Source organism: Lysinibacillus zambalensis (assembly GCF_040183165.1).
Classification (GTDB): Bacteria; Bacillota; Bacilli; order Bacillales_A; family Planococcaceae; genus Lysinibacillus; species Lysinibacillus zambalensis.
Window position 1 is genome coordinate 87,982 of record NZ_JBEGDG010000009.1, and the last position, 25,351, is coordinate 113,332.

General features: G+C 36.8%; 23 protein-coding genes. 18 read left to right on the plus strand and 5 right to left on the minus strand.

Going from position 1 to position 25,351, the window contains the following annotated elements; all coding sequences use genetic code 11:
• Positions 1-59 precede the first annotated feature (59 nt).
• On the plus strand, positions 60-434 hold the full coding sequence (locus ABNX05_RS13435) for a VOC family protein (protein ID WP_197142626.1): 375 nt from the start codon (positions 60-62) through the stop codon (positions 432-434).
• A 94-nt stretch (positions 435-528) separates the two neighbouring features.
• On the opposite strand, the gene ABNX05_RS13440 is transcribed toward ABNX05_RS13435, so the two are convergent.
• A complete protein-coding gene (locus ABNX05_RS13440; protein WP_349660212.1) occupies positions 529-1,275 on the minus strand; it encodes a YybI family spore inner coat protein in 747 nt (248 codons plus the stop codon).
• A gap of 269 nt (positions 1,276-1,544) precedes the next feature.
• Between ABNX05_RS13440 and ABNX05_RS13445 the strand changes: the two genes are divergently transcribed.
• From ABNX05_RS13445 to ABNX05_RS13465, 5 genes are all read left to right on the plus strand, one after another.
• Complete coding sequence (locus tag ABNX05_RS13445) at positions 1,545-2,747, plus strand: acyl-CoA dehydrogenase family protein (RefSeq protein ID WP_349660213.1); 1,203 nt, start codon at positions 1,545-1,547, stop codon at positions 2,745-2,747.
• A 3-nt stretch (positions 2,748-2,750) separates the two neighbouring features.
• Positions 2,751-3,620: a transporter substrate-binding domain-containing protein gene (locus ABNX05_RS13450; RefSeq protein ID WP_349660214.1), complete on the plus strand. Its 870-nt coding sequence runs from the start codon at positions 2,751-2,753 to the stop codon at positions 3,618-3,620.
• Between the two features lie 571 nt (positions 3,621-4,191).
• Complete coding sequence (locus tag ABNX05_RS13455; RefSeq protein WP_349660215.1) at positions 4,192-4,899, plus strand: amino acid ABC transporter permease; 708 nt, start codon at positions 4,192-4,194, stop codon at positions 4,897-4,899.
• Positions 4,900-4,911: 12 nt separating this feature from the next.
• Positions 4,912-5,613, plus strand: coding sequence for an amino acid ABC transporter permease (locus ABNX05_RS13460; RefSeq protein ID WP_349660216.1), 702 nt, complete (start codon positions 4,912-4,914; stop codon positions 5,611-5,613).
• A gap of 13 nt (positions 5,614-5,626) precedes the next feature.
• Positions 5,627-6,382, plus strand: a complete 756-nt coding sequence (locus ABNX05_RS13465; RefSeq protein ID WP_349660217.1) for an amino acid ABC transporter ATP-binding protein — start codon at positions 5,627-5,629, stop codon at positions 6,380-6,382.
• A 56-nt stretch (positions 6,383-6,438) separates the two neighbouring features.
• On the opposite strand, the gene helD is transcribed toward ABNX05_RS13465, so the two are convergent.
• Entirely contained in the window at positions 6,439-8,745 is a 2,307-nt protein-coding gene (gene helD / locus ABNX05_RS13470) for an RNA polymerase recycling motor HelD (RefSeq protein WP_349660218.1), read from the minus strand.
• A gap of 607 nt (positions 8,746-9,352) precedes the next feature.
• Between helD and ABNX05_RS13475 the strand changes: the two genes are divergently transcribed.
• Together ABNX05_RS13475 and ABNX05_RS13480 are read left to right on the plus strand one after the other, a co-directional pair.
• Positions 9,353-10,309, plus strand: a complete 957-nt coding sequence (locus ABNX05_RS13475; RefSeq protein ID WP_349660219.1) for an AAA family ATPase — start codon at positions 9,353-9,355, stop codon at positions 10,307-10,309.
• Between the two features lie 23 nt (positions 10,310-10,332).
• Positions 10,333-10,968: an RNA ligase family protein gene (locus ABNX05_RS13480; protein ID WP_349660220.1), complete on the plus strand. Its 636-nt coding sequence runs from the start codon at positions 10,333-10,335 to the stop codon at positions 10,966-10,968.
• Positions 10,969-11,232: 264 nt separating this feature from the next.
• Here ABNX05_RS13480 and ABNX05_RS13485 read toward each other — a convergent pair whose 3' ends face one another.
• Positions 11,233-12,423: a coenzyme F420-0:L-glutamate ligase gene (locus ABNX05_RS13485; protein ID WP_349660221.1), complete on the minus strand. Its 1,191-nt coding sequence runs from the start codon at positions 12,421-12,423 to the stop codon at positions 11,233-11,235.
• 228 nt (positions 12,424-12,651) lie between these two features.
• Here ABNX05_RS13485 and ABNX05_RS13490 point away from each other — a divergent pair, with 228 nt between their 5' ends.
• Positions 12,652-13,572 carry a LysR family transcriptional regulator gene (locus tag ABNX05_RS13490; protein WP_349660222.1) on the plus strand — a complete coding sequence of 307 codons (921 nt, stop codon included), beginning with the start codon at positions 12,652-12,654 and terminating at the stop codon, positions 13,570-13,572.
• Positions 13,573-13,719: 147 nt separating this feature from the next.
• Here ABNX05_RS13490 and ABNX05_RS13495 read toward each other — a convergent pair whose 3' ends face one another.
• Positions 13,720-14,601 (minus strand): LysR family transcriptional regulator, encoded by an 882-nt coding sequence (locus ABNX05_RS13495; RefSeq protein WP_349660223.1) that lies wholly within the window; start codon positions 14,599-14,601, stop codon positions 13,720-13,722.
• A 113-nt stretch (positions 14,602-14,714) separates the two neighbouring features.
• Here ABNX05_RS13495 and ABNX05_RS13500 point away from each other — a divergent pair, with 113 nt between their 5' ends.
• Positions 14,715-15,734: a YeiH family protein gene (locus ABNX05_RS13500; protein ID WP_349660281.1), complete on the plus strand. Its 1,020-nt coding sequence runs from the start codon at positions 14,715-14,717 to the stop codon at positions 15,732-15,734.
• A 238-nt stretch (positions 15,735-15,972) separates the two neighbouring features.
• Here the strand turns inward: ABNX05_RS13500 and ABNX05_RS13505 are convergent, their stop codons facing one another.
• On the minus strand, positions 15,973-16,308 hold the full coding sequence (locus tag ABNX05_RS13505) for a heme oxygenase (RefSeq protein WP_349660224.1): 336 nt from the start codon (positions 16,306-16,308) through the stop codon (positions 15,973-15,975).
• 268 nt (positions 16,309-16,576) lie between these two features.
• On the opposite strand from ABNX05_RS13505, the gene ABNX05_RS13510 reads away from it, so the two are divergent.
• The 8 genes from ABNX05_RS13510 (at position 16,577) to ABNX05_RS13545 (ending at position 25,333) form a co-directional block, all read left to right on the plus strand.
• On the plus strand, positions 16,577-17,263 hold the full coding sequence (locus tag ABNX05_RS13510) for a response regulator (protein ID WP_349660225.1): 687 nt from the start codon (positions 16,577-16,579) through the stop codon (positions 17,261-17,263).
• Positions 17,247-18,665 (plus strand): sensor histidine kinase, encoded by a 1,419-nt coding sequence (locus ABNX05_RS13515; RefSeq protein ID WP_349660226.1) that lies wholly within the window; start codon positions 17,247-17,249, stop codon positions 18,663-18,665. Before ABNX05_RS13510 ends, ABNX05_RS13515 begins: the two co-directional genes overlap by 17 nt.
• Positions 18,666-18,792: 127 nt before the next feature.
• Positions 18,793-19,656 (plus strand): peptidylprolyl isomerase, encoded by an 864-nt coding sequence (locus tag ABNX05_RS13520; protein ID WP_349660227.1) that lies wholly within the window; start codon positions 18,793-18,795, stop codon positions 19,654-19,656.
• 12 nt (positions 19,657-19,668) lie between these two features.
• Positions 19,669-20,370, plus strand: a complete 702-nt coding sequence (locus ABNX05_RS13525) for a polyphosphate polymerase domain-containing protein (protein WP_349660228.1) — start codon at positions 19,669-19,671, stop codon at positions 20,368-20,370.
• A 14-nt stretch (positions 20,371-20,384) separates the two neighbouring features.
• The gene (locus tag ABNX05_RS13530) at positions 20,385-21,068 is read left to right on the plus strand and encodes a DUF4956 domain-containing protein (RefSeq protein WP_349660229.1); all 684 of its coding nucleotides are present in this window, start codon (positions 20,385-20,387) and stop codon (positions 21,066-21,068) included.
• A gap of 42 nt (positions 21,069-21,110) precedes the next feature.
• Positions 21,111-22,910 (plus strand): CotH kinase family protein, encoded by a 1,800-nt coding sequence (locus tag ABNX05_RS13535; RefSeq protein ID WP_349660230.1) that lies wholly within the window; start codon positions 21,111-21,113, stop codon positions 22,908-22,910.
• 83 nt (positions 22,911-22,993) lie between these two features.
• A complete protein-coding gene (locus ABNX05_RS13540; protein ID WP_349660231.1) occupies positions 22,994-23,596 on the plus strand; it encodes a class I SAM-dependent methyltransferase in 603 nt (200 codons plus the stop codon).
• Positions 23,597-24,112: 516 nt separating this feature from the next.
• The gene (locus ABNX05_RS13545) at positions 24,113-25,333 is read left to right on the plus strand and encodes an ABC transporter substrate-binding protein (RefSeq protein WP_349660232.1); all 1,221 of its coding nucleotides are present in this window, start codon (positions 24,113-24,115) and stop codon (positions 25,331-25,333) included.
• Positions 25,334-25,351 lie beyond the last annotated feature (18 nt).

Sequence of the window (25,351 nt, forward strand, 5' to 3'; positions counted from 1 at the left end):
TGACATATAAAGCTACTTTTTGATGTATACTAATGCTCAAAAGAGGAGGGAATTGTTTAATGATTCGACAAATTGGACAAGTAATGTTGTATGTAAATGATCAAGATACTGCCGTGAAATTTTGGACAGAAAAAGTTGGATTTGTTGTAGTTGCTGATCAGGAAGAGGGCGGAGTACGCTGGATTGAAATTGCGCCTACTAAAGAAGCTCAAACTACCTTTGTTTTACACAATAAAGAAATCATTGCAAAAATGCAGCCTGACTTAAATTTAGGAACACCTTCTATAATGTTTTATGCCGAACATATAGAAGATCTATATCAAGATTTTCAAGCAAAAGGCGTTAAAGTAGGGGATTTAGTCATGATGCCAATGGGTAGAGTTTTTAATTTTGCTGATCACGAAAATAATTATTTTGCATTAGTAGAAAAATAAGCCTTGTCTACCCTAGAAAAGGCAAGAATCTGTCCAATTTCGATGCGGAAATCAGGCAAATTCTTGCTTTTTCCTTATATAAGGACATGGTAACTTATTTTAAATCTTCGCCAAAAATCGCTACAGTTTGACGGTCAACGCTAAATTTATTGCCATCCCATTTCAAAATATTTTCTACATAACCTAATCCATCGGCATGAAATCTGCCTGCTATAGCCTGATACGCTAAAATTTCATATATGCCATCTCGTTCATAGTCGACCGGATATAATCCGCTGATTGGATCAACCCATCCTTGAATTGGTTGCTTTAGTGTACCGTCTTGATTATAAATTTCTGCTAAATAATCCTGACCTTTGTATTGTAAATCTATGATATATTGTTTTTTGGGATTCATGCTACGGACGGCTACTTTATATTGGTTTTGATAATTAACAGTGTATTTTAGCGTATTACTAAACGTTTCTGCATCAAAAATTGAGCGTATTTTCCCGTTTATTGAGGCAAATATTTCGCCATTGATAATACCGCCACTACCCCCCGTGTCAGAAATAGCTAAAATATCATCTTGATGATTCCCAATAAAGTCACCTAAAAATATAGTTGGGTTGTACCCGACGCTTTGTTTTAGCATTATTTTTTCGAATTGGTGCGTCTGTCCGTAAAATATCGCAAGCGTTAGGTTTTTCCACAAAGGGCTATCTGGTGTTTTATTCCCCATCAAAAGAACAGTTTCAAGTAAGCCATCTCCATTAATATCTCCAAATTTCGTCTGAATAACCTGAGGGGTCATAGGCGAAATAGGCATATTATTTAAGGCTGGATTCATATTATTAGTCATACATGCACCTCTTTCTATAGTGTTAGCATATGCTGTAAATATGGCTTGGTGAAAAAAGAAGACATGTAAGTAATGGATATAAAACTTATAAAAAAACTTGTTATTATCCCATTGACATTTTTAAATGTGAAAAGTATTATAAATGTCAACGAATCAGAAAATTCAGTACCACACATTCTCTTGCTACAAAACGTAGTTAGAGATTTTTTACAACATTAATTCTTAGTAAGTATATATGTTTTATACATTTTGGGAAGAAGGAGATTTTCTTGAAAAATTTATTTGTTAAAACAAAGCAACAACAGTATTGGCTCGATCAGCTAGCATCTATTTCGGAGTCAATTAAGGCTGAAGCTAAAGAAGTAGATGAACAATCTCGTTTTCCATTCGAAGCACATAAACTACTTCTGCAAATTGGTTATCCAAAACTAACTTTACCGAAAGAATTTGGCGGTGAAGGATTATCAGTCTATGATATGGTACTCGTTCAAGAAACGTTAGCAAGCTATGACGAGAATGCTTCACTCTCGCTAGGATGGACATTAGGTGTTGTAGGTGAACTATATGAGAAAAAGCTATGGACAGACGATTTACTAAGTTCGTTTGCTCAGGAAATAAAGAACGGTGCAATTATAAATAGGGCTGCGAGTGAAGCGGCAACAGGTAGTCCAACGCGTGGAGGGCGACCCGGAACGAATGCTGTTTCTAAAGAAGCTGGTTGGCTCATAAATGGGCGTAAAATCTTTACGACAGCCTCCCCAGTACTAGATTACTTCTTAACATCAGCATGGATTGAGGAGAAAAATCAAATTGGTTACTTCCTTATTCATAAAGATGCCCAAGGGCTTTCAATCGAAGAGAACTGGGAAATGTCTGCAATGCGAGGCACAAGTAGTCATGACCTAGTGTTAAAAGGTGTAATCGTTCCTTCAAATCATTTAGTAGAGTTACCAAGTCACCCAAGTGGCGGCAAAATAAATGGTTGGATTCTACATATACCAGCAACATACTTAGGGATTGCGCAGGCAGCCCGCGATTATGCGCTGCATTTTGCAAATCATTATCAACCTAATAGTTTAAATGCTCCCATTAGTACATTACCTAATGTGCAGCAACTCCTAGGTGATATTGAATTAAAGCTATATCAAGCGCGTTTTGTACTGTATGGGGTTGCCGAAGCTTATGATGACCCAGCTAGACGTGAGCTTTTGGTAAATGAAATGGCAGTTGCTAAGCATACCGTAACAAATTTGGCGATTGAAATCGTCGATAAGGCAATGCGTGTAGTAGGAGCTAAAAGCCTACAATTAACGAATCCATTACAGCGTTATTATCGAAATGTTCGTGCAGGACTTCATAATCCACCGATGGATGATATGACAATTATTAAATTGGCAAATGCCGCAATTGAACAGCAAGAATCGACTGAACATCAATTACAAAACAATGGAGAAAAGAATAAGGGGAAATGACATATGTTTAAACAAAAGAAAAAGATTTTCCAATTGGCTGCAATCGGGTTAGCATCACTTGCTATTTTAGCAGGCTGTAATTCAGGTGAAGCTTCAGATAAAGATTCAGAGGATAGCGGGAAAGTACGTACAGTGAAGGTTGCATTTGATCAGGCATCTAAGCCAATTAGTTATCTTGATGATAACGGAAATCCGACTGGCTACGATGTGGAAGTCATGAAGTTAGTGGATGAACAGTTACCTGACTATAAGTTTGAATTTGTAGGCACGACTAGTGATGATTTACTAATTGGTGTTGAGCAAGGGAAATATCAAGTAGGAATAAAAAATGCCTTCTTTACGCAAGAACGTACGGAAAAGTTTATTTTCCCTAAAGAATTTTTAGGCTTAAGTAGTGCGGGTTTAGTATTACGTAAAGAGGATGAAGGCGTAAAAACATTAGCCGACTTTGCGAATAAGGGTTATTCATTAGCTCCAATTGCTGCGAATAATGCTCAATACACAATTATTGATGAATATAATAAAGCCAACCCAGACAATAAAGTGAAATTACAGGCTGGTGATGCGTTCACTGTCGATGTTGTGCAATGGGTAAATGAAAAACGTGTCGATGGCGGTGTCATGATTGAAGGTCCATTTAAACAACAAGTTATAGCAGAAGATGGCCCCTATCATAATTTAAAGGATGACGTAGTTTACAACGAATTTGCCGTTATTAAAACATGGCCGTTATTCAATAAAAAAGAACAGGAATTTGCAGATGCTTACGATAAAGCTATAGCAAAAATTAAAGAGCAAAAGAAAACAAATGAATTAAGCACTAAGTTTTACGGTCGAGATTTATTTGAAGTGTTAGAAACCGTGAAGCGCTAATAGGCGGTAGCGGTACTACCAAATAAAAGGCTGTTGAGTCAGTATACTCAGCAGTCTTTATTAACTTCTTTCAGCGGGTGTCCAAACACCTGTTGAAAGAAGTTAAAGCCTCCGGCGGATGTCACAGAATCGGAAGGGAGCTCTTTGTGCAAGCACAAAGCCGATTTTGGACGCAATTATGCCGAGGCATAATTGATTAAAAAGAGAATATTGTATCAGGTGTGTTGATTAGGGAAAAATGTTGGTCAATTGTTGGGTAAAAAAGAATTTTTTGTGATTTACCTTATAGATGAGCATATTTAGCTGATTGTAGTGAAAGGCTACTTGACTCCCGTGGGAAAGCGAGACAGACGAGACCCTGAGGCCAACATGATGTTGGTCACGAAGGCATTGTCACAGGACGTGACGCATTTAGCCTTCGTTCCTTTAGCGAAGGAAGCGGCTCGTCACTCGCCCGCCGGAAAGCAAGTAGCGCGTAACGGAAATCAGCGTCTTCTACTTAATTTTAGTAATTAAAAATGGCTAATCAACACACCTCTTATTGTACATCTATATAGAAGTTGGTGAGGAAATGGAGAAGTATTTTGATTCATCATACATTTGGAACTCAATTCCTGTATTATTGCCGTTTTTAAAAGTGACCTTCCTAGTCGCAGGATCTTCCATTGTACTAGGCACAATATTTGGCTTACTATTAGCGGCTGCCAAGTTAAGTTCAATAAAATTGCTACGAAAATTAGCGAACTTATATACAACGATTATGCGTTGTACACCATCTATTGTCTTATTATTCCTCGTCTATTATGGTGTTCCAGCGTTAGCGGAAAACTTCGGCATAAATCTCCATTCAATTGAAACAGCCATTTTCGTAGTCGTAACGTTCACTTTACAGTTTGCGGCGATTATGTCAGAAGTTATTCGTTCTGCTTATTTAGCGATTGATAAAGGGCAATTTGAAGCGGCTGTTAGTGTGGGATTAACGCCAGTCCAAGCTTATCGCCGTATTATTTTCCCGCAGGCACTCGTTATCGCTTTACCGAACTTTGGGAATGGAATGATTGCGTTATTACAAGAAGGAGCGCTTGCTTATACAATCGGCTTAATTGATATTGTCGGTAAGGCAAATTTAATTATCGCAAGTAATATTAATGCACATGCATTAGAAATATATATCGCTTTAGCCATTGTTTATTGGGTGCTGTCGATTATTATCGAAAAATTCTTCGCTATGCTAGAAAAGTTTTTTGGTAAGGGGAAAAAGACATTAGAAACAACGTAAGGAGGCGTAACCGTGAATTATCAATTTTTAGTTGAAACATTTTTTGTTGCATTATCAGGTGTACCTATCGCACTCCTTGTGACAATTGTTGCTATGCTTGTTGCTTTACCACTAGGCTTCCTACTAGCACTAACACGGGTCAATAAAATCCCGGTGATCCATCATATAGCAAAGATATATGTCTCCTTTGTCCGAGGTACACCGATAATCATTCAAATCTTTATTATTTATAGTAGTATTCCATTATTACTTAAAATTATTTTTGAAAAATATAATATTGCCTATGACATTTATAAAATCAATCCAATCTGGTATGCATTTATTGTCTTCGCATTTAGTACGACGGCAATTTTAATAGAAGTATTTCGTTCTGCTTTAAGTACGATTGATAAAGGTCAGCTAGAGGCAGCTCAAGCAGTAGGCTTAACAACATTTCAAGCTTATCGCCGTATTATTATTCCGCAGGCTTTAGTAGTAGCGATGCCGAATATTTGTACAGCCACAGTCAATCTCATTAAAGCGACGTCTTTAGGCTATGCAATGTCCTTACCTGAAATTACATTAAAAGCTAAAGTAGCTGCCAATGTTGGCTACAATTACGTGGAAGCATATATTGATATTTTCATTGTGTACTTAATTTTATGTAGTACGGTTGAATACATTTTTAAACGATATGAAAAACATTTAAGTAAATTCAAAGTGGCAAAAGCCTAAGGGGTGAACGAGTATGCTAGAAATTAAAAATATTCATAAATCATTTGGTAACAATGAAATTTTAAAAGGTGTCGATTTAGCCATTGATAAAGGAGATGTTGTCGTTATTTTAGGTCCCAGCGGCTCGGGAAAAACAACATTATTACGTTGCATTAACTTTTTAGAGAAAGCCGACCAGGGACATGCGACATTTGGCGATATCCAAGTAGATTTTCAAAATGTGAAGAAGAAGGACGTACATTCTATTCGACAACGGGTAGCCTTTGTATTCCAAAATTACAATCTTTTTACGAATAAAACAGCGTTAGAAAATGTGACAGAAGGGCTTATTATAGGACGTAAAATTCCAAAGACAGAAGCCATAGATATTGGCAAAAAAGCGCTTGATAAAGTAGGTTTATCAGAAAAATATGATGCCTACCCAAGTCAATTGTCTGGAGGCCAGCAACAACGAGTCGGTATTGCACGGGCAGTAGCGTTGAACCCTGATATTATTTTATTTGATGAACCGACTTCTGCACTTGATCCAGAGCTAGTAGGAGAAGTCCTTCAGGTTATGAAAAACATTGCAGCAGAAGGGACAACGATGCTTGTTGTCACACATGAAATGGGCTTTGCAAAAGACGTAGCCAACCGAGTGATTTTTATGGACGGTGGTGTCGTTGTAGAAGAAGGAAGCCCACATGATATATTTGTTAATCCGAAAGAAGAGCGCACGAAGAAATTCTTAAAACGTGTAATTCCTGAGGATTATAATTACTACATTTAAAAAAGAGAATCTGCTAGCCTTTAATCGAAGCATGCAGATTCTCTTCTTTATTGAAATTAAAGTTTTAAAAAATGGGTTAACTCATTAATGGAATAGATATGCAATTCGTGCATAGCTCGTGTACAAGCTGTGTAAAAATAATTACGTTCTGTTTCTCTAAAATAAGTAGCTGAGGAAGCATTGTATATTAAGACAGCGTCGAATTCAATTCCTTTTGCCATATAAGCAGGCAACAGTAAAATACCTTTTTTAAATTGATTTGTATGATGGGTAATGAGCTGAATATCTACTTGGTCTTTCATTTGTTCAAAAACCTTCGTACACTCTTGCTCTGTTTTACAGATGACTGCAATTGTTTCGAAATTTAGGGACAAGCTGTTAATCTTTTCGACAAGCTGTTCCATTAAATCTATTTCATTCGAAACAATCGTGATCGTCGGTTCTGAACCAGTTCGATTAAAGGCTTCTACTTTTGCGTTCTCATGTAAAATCTTCGAAGTAAGGTGAATAATTTGTTTTGTTGAGCGATAACTTTTCGTTAATATTATTTTTTCTGCTTGTTCACCATACAATTGTGGCGTCAGCAGTGAAGGGTTTTTAAAGGTATGGGGATGGATAGTTTGATGTCCGTCGCCTAATATAGTCATACGTGCACGTGGAAATAATTGTTGTAATACAAATAGCTGAAATGGAGAATAGTCTTGTGCTTCATCAACCAAAACATGACGAATCATCGTATTTGTTCGTTGACCTTCTATTTTGTCCTGCAAATATAAAAATGGAGCGGCATCTTCATATGAAATAATGCGCTTTGCTAAATTAGGGAGTGTTTGTTGACAGATTTCTTCCCAATGGTCAGGTAAAAAGTTCTGTAATTGCTGATGAATAGTATAGTTCATATCAAACAGTTGACGATAAATGCCTAACAAGTGAACGAACTTTAATTGTTTAACAGATTGACGAAGTGGCTTGAGCTGTTTTTTGACAATTTGGATGGCTATTTTCTTGCGCTCTTGCTCAAAATCATCAAAGGTGTTTTCTGAAAAGCGACCTTCATGTAAAAGTTCACTATAGGTTTTTGTATATTCTTCAATGTCTAACAGTTCACTAGCTTCTTCTACCCATTCTTTCGTCCGTTCTGTCTTTTCAATTTTCGATAGTTGTTGTAATAACCATTCTTTCACTAACTGTAGTCTATTTGGAATGGGAATTGTCGCATTGAACGAATAAAAGTACTCAGCAATTTCTTGCGCTGTAATAATTCTTTCTCCTCGAAAAACAATGTTTTTAAATAGCAAACCGTCATCGGCAAGGTACTCTATATATTTGTCCATCAATTCTCGATATTGGAGGCTAGCTTTGAAAGAAATAGTAGTAAGCTTCGTTTGGTAGAGCAAGTCATTTTTCTCTGTTAAAAGTGACTCCAATTGCTCGTAAGGATACTCCAATTGGAACTGTCGACCTAAACGTTTTGTTGCATATTCGGAGAAGGTTAATTGCTGCATATTATCTTCACCTAAATCCGGTAAAACGGTATGAACATATTGATTAAAGAGCTGATTAGGTGTAATCAATAAAATTTGATCAGCAGTAATTTGGTCTCGATAATGATACAACAAATAAGCAACGCGTTGGAGAGCAACAGCTGTTTTTCCACTACCCGCGACACCTTCTACAATGAGATAAGGCGTGTTGACATGACGAATAATTTTATTTTGTTCGGCTTGAATCGTTGCTACGATGCTACGGATATGTTCATTTGCATTTTGAGCGAGAATATCGAGTAATAAGTCATCACCTATTGTTAATCCTGTATTAAACATCGATTGCAATTGACCATTCTTAATGATAAATTGCCGCTTTAAAAGCATCTCACCTTGAATGTCGTCAGTCGCTGTTTCATAAGTAGCTGGGCCAGGGGTGTAATCATAATACATACTTGATATAGGGGCTCGCCAATCATAAATTAGTATGTTTTCATTATCTTCATCCATTAAGGTTGCTACACCGATATAAATCTTTAAAGGTTCGTTTTGCCCATCCTGTAAAAAATCAATGCGAGCAAAATAAGGTGATTGCAGTAAGCGGTCATAAGTTTTAACATCCTTGATGGCACGTTGCTGAGCATGTTGAGAATCGGATAAGAGCTCCGCCTGTTGTTTAATAGCATAATAAGTTTCGTCTATATCCTCAGGAGTATCTAAATTCACTCTGACGTCATCCCAAAAGGTTTTCTTCAATGTTAAAACATTGTCTCTAACATCCTTTTCCTTTTGTAGTAACTCCTCTTTTTTGTGATCAACTGTATTTAAACAAAGAACAAGGTACTGATTTTCTTCTGTTCGTTCATATTGCTGTTCCAATGTTACTCACATTCCTTTCAATATGGATTTAGAATCGGGAAATTTATCATACAGCTAGTTTGGAAAGAAGTATAGTCTAGTAATTTTGGCAAATTTATGATATAATTAAATTATAAAAGAAAATCAAATTTTTGATAAAAGACTGTTCCTAAAAAGTTGGGGCAGTCTTTTTTGTAGCCTGATTTCTCTCTTTTGGATAATGTTACTTTTTATGGATAGTAACCTATCTTTTGGTATGGCATCATGAGTTTAAGGTGATGGAGGTGGAGGTTTGCTAATTCCTTATGAAATGGCGCCGCGCCTTGTGATAACGCACCTTTATGATTAATGTAGTATTGTCGTTGACGCTACGCTTTCGCACAGATGTTGGCCCGAGAGGCTAAATGGATGCCTTTAAGAGAGCGTCCGGTAGGAACGAAGATCAACTCCACGTTATGATAATTATCCCTGTGTCTCTTTGTTGTTATTTTAACCATCAAAAATTAATCTCTATACTTTAAAGCTAAGCTGATGGTTAATTTTTGATAAATAAGAAGAATAGAAGTCGATTACAAACTAAAGAATATGTTTCTATAAACGATATAGACACTTGAAAGGAGGTGAAAAAATGAAGGTGATATTTACAGTTGGGTTACCTGGTAGTGGTAAGAGCACGTTCGTTAAGGGGCTAGCCAAAAGCGAAAACGCGCTTATTCTTTCAAGTGATGCTATACGTCAAGAGTTATTTGGTGATGCTACAAGGCAGCAATCGCGAATAGTATTCCGTGTTTTGTATGAGCGTTTAAATGAATGTGTGGCCAAAGGGCGATCTGTTATTGTTGATGCGACAAATATCGAGAGAGAACGTAGGGTGTTTGCTATAGGTAAAATGTCTCGTGACGTAAAGTTTGTTTGTTATTATTTTGATACACCTTATGAATTGTGTGTATCAAGAAATCAACAAAGAAAGAGAAAAGTTCCGTTAGCAATTATGGAAAAGATGAGAAAGAATTTGGAGTTTCCGATAGTGGGGGAAGGGTTTGAAGAGGTGCATATTGTACATGAAGCGAGTCCGTATGAAATGTCAAAAGAGCAGTTTATTTCACTAATCCAAAGTGAAACCACATATGAGGAGCTTTTTCAGAAGTTAAGATCAGTCCAACCATTTAAGGAAATTTATCAATTTAATCAAGAAAATCCGTATCATCAATTTTTCCTTTGCCAGCATACGTATTTTGTTTATGAATATATGAATGAATACTATATGGAGAGTGACAAGCTTGCACTACAAATAGCTGCTCTATTCCATGATGTAGGGAAACCGTTTTGTAAAAAATATAAAGAATTACAACAAAGATATGGATATTATGGACATGAAAATGTATCTGCTCAAATGGTATGCCATTTTTTATTAGAACTTGGCTTTGAAGAAGACTTTGTTTTAAAGGTTGTTAATTTAGTGCAATTTCATATGTTAATTCAATATGGAGGCGATAATGGATCGAGTAAGATTTATCATTTATTAGATGGTGACTTATTAACAAAGCTTTATTTCTTTCGTGAGGCAGATCAATTTGCGAAGTAGATGTAAATAAAGGAAGTGAGTTTATGACCAATTTGATGAAATATCCAAGAAGCTTTCATTTGCCGTGGAGTAGAGGGTATACACATGATGATAAGGTTGCTAAAAATGTTAATCATTTTATTGGAAAAGAGGTTGTTGTAACCGAAAAATTAGATGGGGAAGGAACAACACTGTATCAAAACGATATGCATGCTAGAAGCTTAAATTCAGGAGATCATCCATCTAGGCATTGGGTAAAAACGTTTCATGCTACATTTGCATTCCAAATTCCAGAAGCGTGGAGATTATGCGGTGAAAACGTTTATGCCAAGCACTCCATTTACTACAATGAATTAACTAGTTACTTTTATTTATTTAGTATTTGGAACGAAAAAAATATGTGTTTAAGCTGGGATGAGACAGTCCATTATGCAGCTAAACTGGGGATTGAAACGGCGCCTGTATTATATCGGGGCATTTTCGATGAAGAAAAAATAAAGAAGACGTTTACAGGAAAATCACTTCTTGGGGGTGAGCAGGAAGGGTATGTTATTAGAAATGCGGCTTCCTTCCATTATGATGATTTTCGATTTAATCTAGGGAAATTTGTTAGACAGAATCATGTTCGAACAAGCGAACATTGGTTAAACGAAGAAGTGATACCTAATCAATTGAAATAAGTGAGGCATACCTACTAAAAGAAAAAGGACTGAGAAAAATGTAATTCTTTAATTTGAAATCAATAAAAAATAATGTATATGAGGAAGTATGCAGTGGCTGCATGTCCCTTTATAAAATAGGGATTCACAGGTTCGATTCCTGTCAACCTCACTAAATGAAATAATAGAAAAATTAGTTTTTGGATATAGTGTCGACATTGAAGCATGTCCACTATATAAAAATGAACGCCCAAGAGAAAATGGGCGTTCATTTTTTATAGCTTGTTATTTTGTGTAGTTATCAAAATAACCTTGGATATAAATCATTGGTGTTCCTTTGTCGCCTGAACCTGAAGTTAAATCTGAAAGAGAGCCGATTAAGTCTGTTAAACGACGAGGCGTTGTACCTTGAGCGGCCATTTGCCCAGTTAAATCTTCATCTTTGTTTTGGATATACTCAGAAATGGCTGCTTTTAATTCTTCGCCGCGAAGTTCCGCAAAATCGTTATCCGCTAAGTATTTTAGTTTTACTTCGTTTGGTGTGCCGTCTAATCCAGCTGTGAAAGCTGGAGAAACAACAGGGTCAGCTAACTCCCAAATCTTACCCACAGGATCTTTAAAAGCACCATCACCGTAAACCATTACTTCAACTGTTTTACCAGTAGCTTCCTTGATCTTTGTTTGGATGCCATCAACGATTGGTTGGCAAGTATGTGGGAATAATTTTACGCTATCTTCAGTAGCTTTATTTGAACCAAGTAGACCATATTCTGCATTAAAGCCAGAGTCGTTATTAGGCTCAGATAAAATATTATCAAGACTGTATACTTTTTCGGCACCATTTGCCGTTAAAATACGTTTTGTGCGTAAGCGTGTATGAATATCACAAGTTAAAACGCTCTTCGTAAAATCTAAAATTGTTTTTGGGTTGTTTGAAAAGATAACTTCACAAGACGCGCCTTCAGCTTCGATTAGTTCTTTATAATATTCAATATAATCTACGCCTGTAAATGTATGTTTTTTATAGCCGAAATGCTCACGGAATTCAGCCTCAGTTAAAGTATCTGTCCAAGGATTAATCCCTTTTACATCTAGCTCATCGATATCAACTAGGTGGTTCCCAACTTCATCAGATGGATAGCTAAGCATAAGAACAACTTTTTTAACGCCTTTTGCAATACCGCGTAAGCAGTTAGCGAAGCGATTGCGGCTTAGAATTGGAAAAATAACACCAACAGTATCATCACCAAATTTAGCAGCTACGTCCGCTGCTATGTCATCGATGGATGCATAGTTACCTTGTGCACGCGCTACGACAGATTCTGTTACTGTAACGATGTCACGATCTTCAATTGAATAGCCTTCAGTCTTTGCTGCGTTTAATACTGTATCAACAACAATTTGCTCAATATTATCGCCTTCGTTAATAATCGGACCACGAAGACCTCTTACTACTGTACCAACTACACGTTCCAAAATAATCTCTCCTTATTAATAGATAAATGTATGATTAATAGTTATGCCTCGGCATGATTGCGTCTGGAACCGGCTAAGGGTTTCACAAAAAAACTCCTTGCCGATTCTTTTTCGCCTACTGAAAAAAGTTAAATATTGTGAAATTAAATCAATATGGTTTTACTATACGCCTCTTTAGTGATATAAGTAAAATTAATAGTTCGTATAATAGCTATAAGAGGTGCTTATATGATAGGGAAATTAGATTTATATCGCGTTTTTAGTATTGTTGCTAAAAATAATAGCTTTTCAAGTGCTGCTAAAGATTTATATATGACTCAACCAGCTGTTAGCCAAGCTATGATGCAATTAGAAAAGGAGCTCGGCACACGTCTTTTTAATCGCACACCTAAAGGGGTGACATTAACAACTGAGGGAAGCCTTCTGTATGAATATACAAATTCAGCATTAGGCCTTTTAGATGCTGGCGAGGAGAAGCTGCTAGAATTTAAAAATCTAACAACAGGTCAGTTGAAAATTGGGGTAGGAGATACTATTTCTCGTTTCTTTTTAATGCCTTATCTAGAGGCATTTCATACGATGTATCCAAATATAAAATTACAAATGTTAAATGGAACGACTTCAGAAATTTGTAATTTTATTAAATCTGGTGAGGTTGATATAGGACTTTGCAATTTTCCGATAGAAGATCCGACATTACAGTTAACCGCTTGCACAGAGGTTCAAGATATTTTTGTATGTGGCGAGAAGTACAAAACGTTGGCTTCAAAAAGTATAAGCTTTGAGGATCTACTAAAGTTTCCACTTATTTTTTTAGAGAAAAAGTCTAATTCAAGAAAGTACGTAGAAGATTATTTGTTTGCAAGAGGAATCCATATTGAACCTGAGTTTGAGCTTGGTTCACATGATCTAGTGCTAGAATTTGCACGAAGTAATTTAGGGATTGCCTGTGTAACGAAAGAATTTTCTAAGGATTATTTGCAACGTGGCCTTTTATATGAGTTAACATTAATAGAAAGTATTCCAACACGAAGCATTGGCATGTGTTATTTAAAAAGTGTGCCTTTATCTCGAGCAACGTTGAAATTCGTAGAAATTATTGAGCAAAAGCAGGAGCGTAAACGTATAAATCCAAGATTTATACAGTGAGCTTAGAGAGTAGTGTTGAAAAATAAAATGATGAAGAAGATCTTTGTGAATGTTGTAGTGCTTTAGCTGAGGGTGATTTTCATACCCCCAGGAAAGCGCCTAGCCGGAACGGAAATCAACCCCTTGTTTTGCCGAAGAGTTATATATTTAAGCTTTTTTTAATAGTGCCTCTATAAGAGTGTCAACATTTCGTTTGTTTTTCATTGTAGGTGAGTACAAATAAGAAAATGTTCGTGTAAAATGTTGATCCTCGAGAGGTAAGATTTTTATATCGTTATTTTTTAATTCACGCTCAATGACACTAGCGGACAGTAATGAAAGTCCAAGCCCTTGAATCACGCTTTCTTTCACACCTTGATTACTACTAATAGTAAGAAGTGAACGTACTTGGAGCCCGTTTGCTCTAAATAAATGATCTAAGTAATAGCGTGTTCCAGAGCCATCTTCACGTGCAACCCAATTTTGCTGCTGTAAGTCCGCAACCGTAATAGTTGGTACCTTTGCAAGAGGGTGATTACTCGCACTGACAATAAATAATTCATCTTGCATAAACGGATGAATAATAAGTTCATGGTCGTGTGCCTGTCCTTCGATAAGACCGATATCGACTTGTAACAATTTTGTATATTGAATGATTTCTTTCGTATTGCCAATAATAACTTGAAGCTCTAACTGGGGGAATTGCTGTTGTAGGCTAGCTATGATAGGAGGCAAAATATATTCGCCAATTGTAAAACTAGCCCCAACCACAAGTGTCCCTTGGATTTCATGATGATAGGTTAAAATATCTTCCTTTGCTGCTTCCGCAATTGCCAGCATCTGTTTAGCTCGTTTATATAAAATTTCTCCAGTTGGGGTGATTTGTACAGATTTTGGTGAACGGATAAACAAGGTCGTTTGAAATTCTCGTTCTAAGTTTTTAATGTGTAAACTGACACTCGGCTGTGAAATATGAAGTATTTCGGAGGCTTTCGTAAAATTATTGACTTCTACCAGTGTGATAAATGTTTTTAAAGCATCATACTGCATATCGTCACTCCTATCATTAGAAATATTAATAATTGCCATTATATATATGTATTTTACTAATGATTAACTTTCTAATAAAGTATTAATCATCAAGGATGAAAGAAGTGAACAATATGGATAATGGACAACGTAGGTTAAAAAGTTTCCTGACCCCTGCGTTTATGAAGGGGATATTGTTGACACTCATTATTGCCTTAGTGGCGAAGTATATTTCGACATTTCCGTTCTTCTCAATATTAGGGCAGCTTGTCATTGCCATTATATTAGGTATGACTTGGAGAGCAGCCTTTAAGGTGCAGGATACTTGGCAAACAGGCATCACATTTTCAAGTAAAAAATTATTACGCCTCGGCATTATTTTATTAGGTATGCGTTTGAATTTAATGGATATTTACAATGCTGGAGCGAGTGTCTTTCTTATTGCGTTTATTAATCTAGTATTTGCTTTACTTGTTGTATATGGCTTAACGAAGGTATTTCATGTCGATAAGAAACTCGGTATATTAACAGCTTGTGGCACAGCTATTTGTGGAGCTGCTGCCGTTGTCGCTATTGCTCCTCAAATTAAAGCAAATGAAAAAGAGACAGCAGTGGGCGCAGCGATTGTTGCATTATTAGGGACTGTATTCACATTAGTCTATACGGTGTTATACTCAGTATTTAATTTAACCCCTACTGAATATGGTATTTTTGCGGGAGGCACTTTACATGAAATTGCTCATGTTATTGCAGCAGCCTCTGCTGGTGGGAATGAAGCAATTGATATGGCGGTTATTGTTAAGCTAACACGTGTTGCATTGCTTGTACCAGTAGCCATTGTCATCGGTATTTTATATCGGAGAATGGACAAGAAGCAGGAAAAGGAAGGATTTTCACTGTCAATCATTCCATGGTTTATTCTCGGGTTTTTAGCGATGAGTGCTATTAATTCATTAGGGATCGTACCAGCTAATGTAGCGCAAACATTTGTAAATATCGCTTATATTTTAATCGGCATGGCAATGGCCGGACTAGGTTTAAATGTAGACATAAAAACCTTTAAACAATTAGGTGTAAAGGCGTTTATTGCCGGACTGATCGGTTCGGTTTGTTTATCAATACTTGGATATGTTTTAGTTATTTTCATGCGATAAAGTATTAAAAAACCTGCATTTTTAAAAATGCAGGTTTTTTTTAGATAGAATCAGAAGATATGTTAGTTATTATCCCGCTTCCTCGGAAATAGTGAGGATAGGAGATATAAAATCAATTATGCCTCGGCATAATTGGGTCCGGAATCGGCTTTGTGCTTAGGCCTGCACGAGGGCCGACACGTACCGAAAGCGTAGCGACAGGTACAGGAGTTTGGACACCTGCTGAAAAAGTTAAAAGTTAGCGTAATGCTTCAATTGAAGAAGCTAATTCAGCTATAACTATTTTGCTACCGATCATTGGACTGTTTTCAGGTTTTCCACCCTCAGAGCTTTGTCCAGGACGGTGATGTGCCGCAGCGAATGCATCGCTATTTCGCCAAGCTTGGAAATGCTCCTTTGTCTCCCAGTACATATTGACGCTCATTTCGTCATAAGTCGGATCATCAGTTGAAACTAGTACCTCTACTTTATGGAAGCCTTCAAACTGTTGTAGAGGACCTGGTTTTGTAAAGTTCGGTGCCATTTTTGCAGCAAAGCCGGGTTTGACTTGAATACGATTTGTAACAACAATCATGCTTTTCCCCCCTAATCATTTTTAGTTAAAAAAATCTACTATACGAATGAATTATCAATGATTATCATTCGCAATCAATGATAATTGGCTTAGGAAGACATTGTCAATAGATTTAGATTGTAAATAGCTCGATATTTGAAGTGTTGGAACCATACATGGAAATATACTTCGCTATAAGAATGAACAGACGCACTAGCTCCTGACATTTAACTGACATAATCCGATGATATAATGAAAATACGAATGAGCTGGTAACGAGGTGAAGGACATGGCAAAAATATTAGTAGTAGAAGACGAATATGCAATAAGTCAAGTTTTGAAGGCATATTTGAAAAAAGTAGGCTTTGATGTTGTGCAATGTTTTAATGGTGGACAGGCATTGGATATATTTCAAAAGGTGCAGCCTGATTTAGTATTACTCGATATTATGTTACCAGAAAAAAATGGTTGGTTCATTTTAAAGGAAATTAGAGAATGTAGCTCTTGTCCAGTGATCATGCTAACGGCATTAGGCGATGTAAATAATCGATTAGAGGGTTTTGATCAAGGTGCAGACGATTATATTGCAAAGCCATTTATAGCTGATGAGGTAGTAGCAAGAGTAAAGGCAGTTTTAAGACGTGCTGAAGGAAGTTATAGATCTTCAGAAATAAAACGCTTTGGTGAGCTAGAGATTGATATGAAAGGCCACCGAGTGCTACTTAAAGGAGAAGAAATTATTTTAACGCCTAGAGATTTATCGGTGCTCTTATTTTTGGCAGAACACCCAAATCAAACATTTACACGTGATCAACTGATCGATCAAGTTTGGGGATGGGAGTATGAAGGTAGCGATAGAGCGGTGGATTTAGCTGTGAAGCGACTCAGAAAGGTACTTAAGGAGTGGGATGAGGAAGAGGGAGAAATAAAGACACTACGTGGATTGGGGTATCAGCTAAGTGTTCACAAAAAATAAGCGAGTATCTTTACGCAACTATTGGACAAGCCGCTATTTACTAACGCTCTTTGTAGGTCTAGCTATTATCTCTTTTATTTCTGCGGCATGGATTCGACATACGACGTTTCAAAATCGACTAGAGATGATGGAATTTATAGCAGACGAGACTGTATTTCGCCTAACAGATACTTATGGATCTATGGGGGGGATTCCAGAGTTTATTGGTAACCGTGAGCGATCTACTATGCGAGAATTTGATCCCGTTTTATATGTTGTAGATACGGCAGGCAATATAGTAAACAACAATCGACGACCGATGCCTCCGGGGAATGAAAAAAATGTTGCCAACTTACTGGATAGTGAAGAAGGGACAAAGAAGATAACTTTAACGAGTGAGGGACGAGAGTTAGCTCAATATGTCGTAAAACGAAAACTTGAAAAGGACAATAAGGTAGTTGGCTGGGTGCTTGTCTTAGAGAAAAAGGACAATTTAACGAAGGTTAACCAAGCATATGGACAACTGGCATTATTAATTGGAGCACTTGCTGTATTAGGTTGGGGTGCTATTTATTTTTTATCAAAACGTTTAGCGTATCCAATAAAACAAGTTGCCGAAGCCGCAAAGCAAGTGCAAGAAGGAAACTATACATTTGATTTGCCTCAAAATATTAAGGAAGAAGAAATTTATGAGCTCGTTAGTTCTTTTAAGGAAATGGCGAATAAGCTAGAACAATTAGAAAAGACTCGAACGGAACTATTAGCAGGCGTCACCCACGAGCTAAAAACACCAGTTACATCAATTAGTGGATTATTGCAGGCAGTGAAAGATGGGGTCGTTACAGGTCAAGACGCTAGTGAATTTATTCAAATGGCGCTAGTAGAAACGACGAAAATGAAAACGATGGTCGGTGATTTGCTAGCTTACAATCATTTTGCGGTAGATGCAATTCCAGTAAAGCTTGAAACAGTAAGTGTTAATCAATTAGTACGTGATGCTGTAGCACAATGGGAAGTCATGCAGGATAATGAAAATGTTAAGATACAAACGGATCTCCTTACAGAATCTGCTGATGTACACGCTGATGTTGTAAGAATACAGCAAATAGTTACGAATTTATTGACGAATGCAAAGCAGGCAATGCAAGAAGGGATTGTTACCGTAAAGCTTATGGAAAAAGAGGATGCTGTATCAATTACTGTAAGGGACACTGGATACGGTATTCCTCAAGAAGATCAAGCATTTATCTTTGAGCGTTTTTATAGAGGCGAAAATAAAAAATATGCGGTCCGTGGGTTAGGCTTAGGATTATCACTTAGTAAAATGATGGCGCAATCTATAGGTGGTGATTTACGCTTAATTAACAGTAAATCATCAGGAACATGCTTTGAAATAACACTAAAAAAGGCTATTACGCTCTAAAAGGCGTAGTAGCTTTTTCTTTGTAAAAAATTTTGAAGGAAATGTTAAAGCTGACATCTGACTGACACATTAGACCTTTATAGTAGGCATTGTAAACGAGAAACCAAAAGAAAGGATGGGATCAAGGATGGCCGCAAACAAAAGGTTTTTCCGAATGATCGCCTTACCTGCTGCATTATTAATCCTACTAGCTGGATGTGGTGAGAGTAACGATTATGTGGCGAAGGTTGACGGTGAAAAGATTTTACAAACAGAATTAGATGACGCATTGCGTGAACAATACGGTACAGAGGTACTAGAAACAATAATTACCAATAAAATAGTTGAGCTAGAGGCGAAAAAAGAGGGTGTTTCTGTATCTGAGGACAGTATTCAAGAAGAGTATGAAGAGTTAGCGGAGTCGTATGGCGGAGAGGAATCCTTACAAGCAGCACTAGAGGAAAATGGACTGACTGAGCAAAGTGTGAAGGATAATATTCGTATGTATCAACTTACAAAAAATGTTATTGCTACAAGCATCGACATATCAGATGAGGAAGTAGCTCAATATTTTGAAGACAATAAGGATAGTTATGGACAAAAGGAAGAGGTCGTAGCCAGTCATATTTTATTGGAGGATGAAGCAACAGCAAAAGACGTGCTAGCAAAAATAAAAGCCGGTGAGGATTTTGCAGATTTAGCAAAAACTTATTCAATTGATACAACAACGAATGAGGCTGGCGGGGAAATAGGTTATATTAGCCGAGGACAAATGGAGGAGCAGTTTGAGGAAGTAGCGTTTGGCCTTGAAAAGGGTAGCATCAGCGACATCGTACAAACATCAGAGGGCTATCACATTATTAAAGTAACCGATAAAGTACCGGCAGAAGAGGCAGTATTCGAAGATCTAAAAGATGAAGTTTATGCAACGGTGCTTGAGGAGCGCATAAATGAAGAGTATGCGTCTTGGTTAGCTGAAAAGCAAGAGCAATACAAAATTGAAAAAATGTAAGGAGTGAACTATATGCCAACTCTTACTTCGTTTAACCCTAACGGTCGAAAGGAGATTAAACAGGCCATCTCCTATCCGGACTATGCATTATTAAAAACTAAACTTCGGCATGTGATGCAGTTAGACAAGCATGCTGGGATGAATGGTAAGTATTTAATTCGCAGCACATACTTCGATAATTTTGCAAACAAGGTCCTAAATGAGAAAAAAGAGGGCTTTATCAATCGAGATAAATATCGAGTACGAATTTATGGTAAGTCCACAGAGATTATAAATTTGGAGCGGAAAAGTAAACGTAATAATTTAACGTTTAAAACGAAGTGTGCCATATCTCAAAAGGAATTTGAACAAATGCGCGTTGGGGATATCGCTTGGATGGAGAAAGACAAACGAGCGTTAATACAAGATTTATATAAGGAAATGAAGTATCACCAATTGAAACCAATGACAGTTGTTGATTACGAGCGAGAGGCTTACATCTATCCCTTTGGAAATGTGCGTGTCACATTTGATAGTAAAGTACAATCGAGCTTACGTAATACAGATATGTTTCATCCGAAACTGCCGATGGTTGATGTACTTGAGCCAAACTTAGTTATTTTAGAAGTGAAATATGATGAGTACTTGCCAGATATTATTAAGTACTTATTACAATCAGTAGATACACGTGCTGAAGCATATTCGAAATATCAGCTTAGTCGTATGTACGTATAAAGGAGAATTAAACAATGGATACTATAAAATTTAACGATATTTTTAAATCCAGCTTTTTAGAGAAAACAGCATCATTTTCATTAATAGATTCAATTTTAGGGTTAGTTGTAGCGTTCTTTGTGGGGCTGTTTATTTACGCCGTTTACAAGAAAACCTTTAACGGAGTGATTTACTCACATTCCTTCAATATTTCGCTGCTCATTATGACAATGACAACAGCACTAGTGATTATGGGAATAAGTTCAAATGTGCTGTTATCGCTAGGTATGGTTGGTGCGCTATCAATCGTGCGTTTCCGTACACCTATTAAAGATCCTATGGATTTAGTCTATATTTTCTGGGCAATAGTTTCGGGGATTCTTTGTGGTGCAGGATTTATTCCACTTGTTATTATTGGCGCAGTTTTAATTGGTCTTGTATTACTAGTGTTTGTAAACAAAATTACTGTGGAAAATCCATATTTATTAATTGTGAAATTTGAAGAAGATTATGCATGTGAGGAAGTAGAGCGTATTATTGCGGCACAGTCTAAAAAATTCGCTTTAAAATCAAAATCTATTATGTCGGATGTTGACATTGAAACAACCTATGAAGTTCGTGTTAAACAAAATGATACAAAATTGATGGACAATCTTACAAAAGTACCTGGAGTAAAATCAGCAGTAATGCTTAGTTATGATGGTAATTTCACTGCTTAGTAACCACTCTGGAGGAGTTTTCTACTATGAAGAGAGGTGCAGATGATGATTAAAACACGGGTTGTCTATATTTGTATGGCAATTCTGCTACTCCTCTTTGTTGTTGTATTTGCTGTGCTTCCAAACGCGGGCATTGAAACGAAAAATACCGAGTTTTCCTATGAGACTATTGTATTTAATAAAAATAAAGTAACAACATTAGATATTGAAATAGCCGAGGAAGATTGGACAGACATGCTAGAAAGTGCAGCAGATAAGGAGTTGAAGCAAGCTAATATCACGGTAAATGGCAAGAGAATAGAGAATGTGGCTATTCGTACAAAAGGAAGTTCATCACTGAACTCGATTGTAAATAGCGACTCAGATCGATATAGCTTAAAAATAGATTTCGATTATTACGATGATACACAAAGTTTATATGGCTTGAAAAAATTAAATTTAAACAATAATTTCAGTGATACAACATTAATGCGAGAATATGTTTCTTATGAGCTCATGGAACAAATGGGATTGCCTACACCCGCTCATTCATATATGTATGTCACAGTGAATGGTAAGGATCGAGGTTTATTTTTAGGGGTAGAAGCGGTGGATGAAACATTCCTGGCAAATAACTACGGCTCTAATGATGGATTTTTGTTTAAGCCAGATGGGACAGGCAGTGATTTAAAATATATTAGTGATGATATTGCTGATTATACGGGAATTGGCTTAAAAACGAACGAAGGCAATGTCGATGAATCAAAATTCATTGAAATGATTGAAGCCATTAATAATGGCGGTAATATCGAAAAATATATTGATGTCGATGAAATGCTGCGTTACTTTGCTATGAACACAGCACTCGTAAATCTTGATAGTTATCAGGGAACTATGAAACACAATTACTATTTGTATGAGGAAAATGGTATGTTTTCGATTATACCATGGGATTTTAATATGTCGTTTGGCGGCTTTGGTGTTGGTGGTAGAATGGGTGGCAACAATAAAATCCGAGACAATGCCGATATAAAAGCACCTAATGATGCACAGATAAATGATAAATCCGAAATGCAGCCTCCGAATAATGGTCAACAGCAACAGCCAAATGCTGACCGGAATCAGGGTGGACTCAATATGGGATTTGGATTGTCTGGGGATTTGATGGAAGATAGCGCTATTAACTTTAGTGTGACTACACCTGTATCTGGCACAACTTTAGAGGAGCGGCCGCTATTGAACGCCTTACTTTCCAATGAAGAGTATCGTGCTAAATATGAAGGCTATTTAGAAGAGATAGCGACTAATTACTTAACAGAAGATAATGTACAAAACATTACCAAAAAATTGGCATTGCTATTAACAACGTATGTGGAAGCAGACCCTACGAAATTCTCTACAACAGAACAATTTATAGAAGCGGTAGAAGGGGAAAAGAGTCTCCCTGAATTTGCAAAGCAGCGCTCCGAATCTATTTTAAAGCAGCTGTCGGGGGAACTTGTTGTGGAAGCAACAACACAAGAGAATATGGCAATGCCTAATCCGGGCGAAATGGGTGACATGAACATTCCGATGCAAAGACCAGATGACTTTGATCCGAATCAAATGCCAGAGGATTTTGATCCTTCACAAGCCCCTCCGTTTAATCAAAATGGCGATAATAAGGGAGAAAGACCAAATGATGGTGGCCCAATGCAACGACCTGACCAAAATGGAGGACCTATGTGGCCGAACCAAGGCGATGAGCAACTAAAGCAAGGAACCGTTATCGATAAAAATACAGTTCTTACAGCGATTGTTTGTTTTGCGTTGTTAATAGTTGCACTGCTCTTTGTTTTAAAATTTAACCGAAGAGGTCGTTAAAAAAAACCATATCCAAAACTTTTGGGTATGGTTTTTCCTTTTTATCGTGGTAAAATTAATCATTCTTTTTTAGGAGTAATAGTATGAATGAACATCAATTTGATAAATATTTACATATTAAAACGGTGGGCGAACAATACGGCTTCCCTAAACTTGCTCATTACCATCGCTATGAACCAACACCGTATGTTGGCTTAGAACAATTATTTTCGGAGTATGAAATGCCTGATCATCCAGTGTTTATCGATATGGGATGTGGAAAAGGGAGAGTCCCTATTTATGTACATGATAAATTTCATATTCCTACAATTGGGGTAGAAATGGATGCAGGTTTTTATGCAGAAGCTGAGAATAATAAAAAGAGCTATCTTCAAAAGAAGAGTGCTCAAGCTCCGATTTCCTTTATTCATTCAATAGCGGAAGACTATGCTATACAACCATGCGACACGGTTTTCTTTTTCTTTAATCCGTTTTCAATCAATATTTTCCGTACAGTTATTCATAATATTTGGAAGTCTTATGAACTGCATATGCGCGAAATTCATATAATTTTATACTACCCACCATATGATTATTTGCAGTTTTTACATCATGGGACACCTTTTGAATTAATCCATGAGGTCCATCTTGAAAATGAAACAAATATTAACGAACGCCTCTGTGTGTTTGCACTAAAAAAAGCTTAGAGCTGAGCAATAGTCCAGCTTTAAGTTTTTTTTACTTCTTTCCGATTCCGGGCTCAATTATACCAAGGCATAATTGATGAAGGTTTAGCGACTAAAAGTAAACAAACGATGATTACTCCCTCTACTCCTCTTATTCCCCAGGTAATAAATGGTTATTGTGGTTTCATATAAATACAACCATTTTAATGCCTGATACTCTAGATCATGCAATTTATGACTTCTTTTTACGAGACTTTATCGAAAAAAATAATCAGAAATGATAGGTTTGTATGAATATTCATAATAAATTAATAGATAATTCACAAATTACTAATTATACAGAAAAATCACTCTAGACTAAATATAAGGAATGTTTTACAATGTAAAAGTCCTAAATGAATAATATTTTGATTCACTTAAAGATAGATAGTTATAAATTATAATTTTGGCTATTTTTGTTATTGAGCAAATGCTATTAATTGTTTATAATTATCTGAAATATCTAATATTTGAGAAAATTCTAGGGGGAATAAAATTATGAGAGAGAACAAAAAGCTTAAAAAGTTTGGCTCACTTCTAGTTGCATCTTCACTACTTGCAGGAGTTCTTGCGGGATGTGGTGGCGGAGATAGTTCAAGTTCGGGAGGGGGGTCATCATCAGGTGGTGGTTCTTCTGACGGTGATACTATTAAAATCGGTGCAAACTTAGAGCTTTCAGGGAACGTAGCTTCTTATGGTTCTTCGATTGGTGTAGGTGCAGACCTAGCAGTTAAAGAAATTAATGATAAGGGCGGAATCGACGGTAAAAAAATTGAGCTTATTAAAGTAGATAACAAATCTGAAAACTCAGAGGCTACTGCGGCAGCTCTTAAACTAGCAACACAAGATAAAGTAGTAGCAATGCTAGCTCCAGCAACTTCTGGTAATACAGTTGCTACTGTTCAAATTGCTAACAGCAATAAAATCCCGATCGTTACAGGTTCAGGTACTGCTCCTAATATTACAGTTAATGATGATGATAGCGTTAACGAGTATGCATTCCGTACTTGTTTCATTGACCCATTCCAAGGGATTGTAGCAGCGAACTTCGCTTCGGGTGAATTGAAAGCTAAAAATGTAGCTATTTTCGCGGACAACGCGTCTGACTATGCAAAAGGTTTAGCAAAATCATTTAAAGATACAATCACTAAAAATGGTGGGAAAGTTGTAGAAGAAGAAGCGTATGTAGCTAAGGATGCTGACTTCCGTACACAATTAACAAATATTAAAGCAGCTAAACCAGACTTTATTTTTATCCCAGGATACTATGAAGAGGTTGGTTTAATTGTTAAACAAGCGCGTGAAATGGGTATCGATGTTCCACTGATGGGGGCTGACGGTTGGGATTCACCTACTTTAGTAGAACTAGCTGGAGGGAAAGCACTGAATAACACGTACATCACAAACCACTATTCTGCAGAAGATCCAGATCAAAAGATCCAAGATTTCGTAAAGGCATTTAAAGCAGCGAACAGTGACAAAGCACCAGATGCATTCAATGCACTTGGCTATGACACAATTTACTACATTGCTGATGCTATTAAACGAGCAGGCTCTACGGATGGGAAAGCTATTAAAAATGCTTTAGCTGACACAAAAGATCTATCTTTAGTAACAGGTACTTTCTCAGTTGACGAAAACCATAACCCAATTAAAACAGCAACAGTTCTTGAATTTAAAGACGGTAAACAAGTGTTCAACTCTAAAGTTAATCCTTAATGTTTTCTTGAGCAAGGG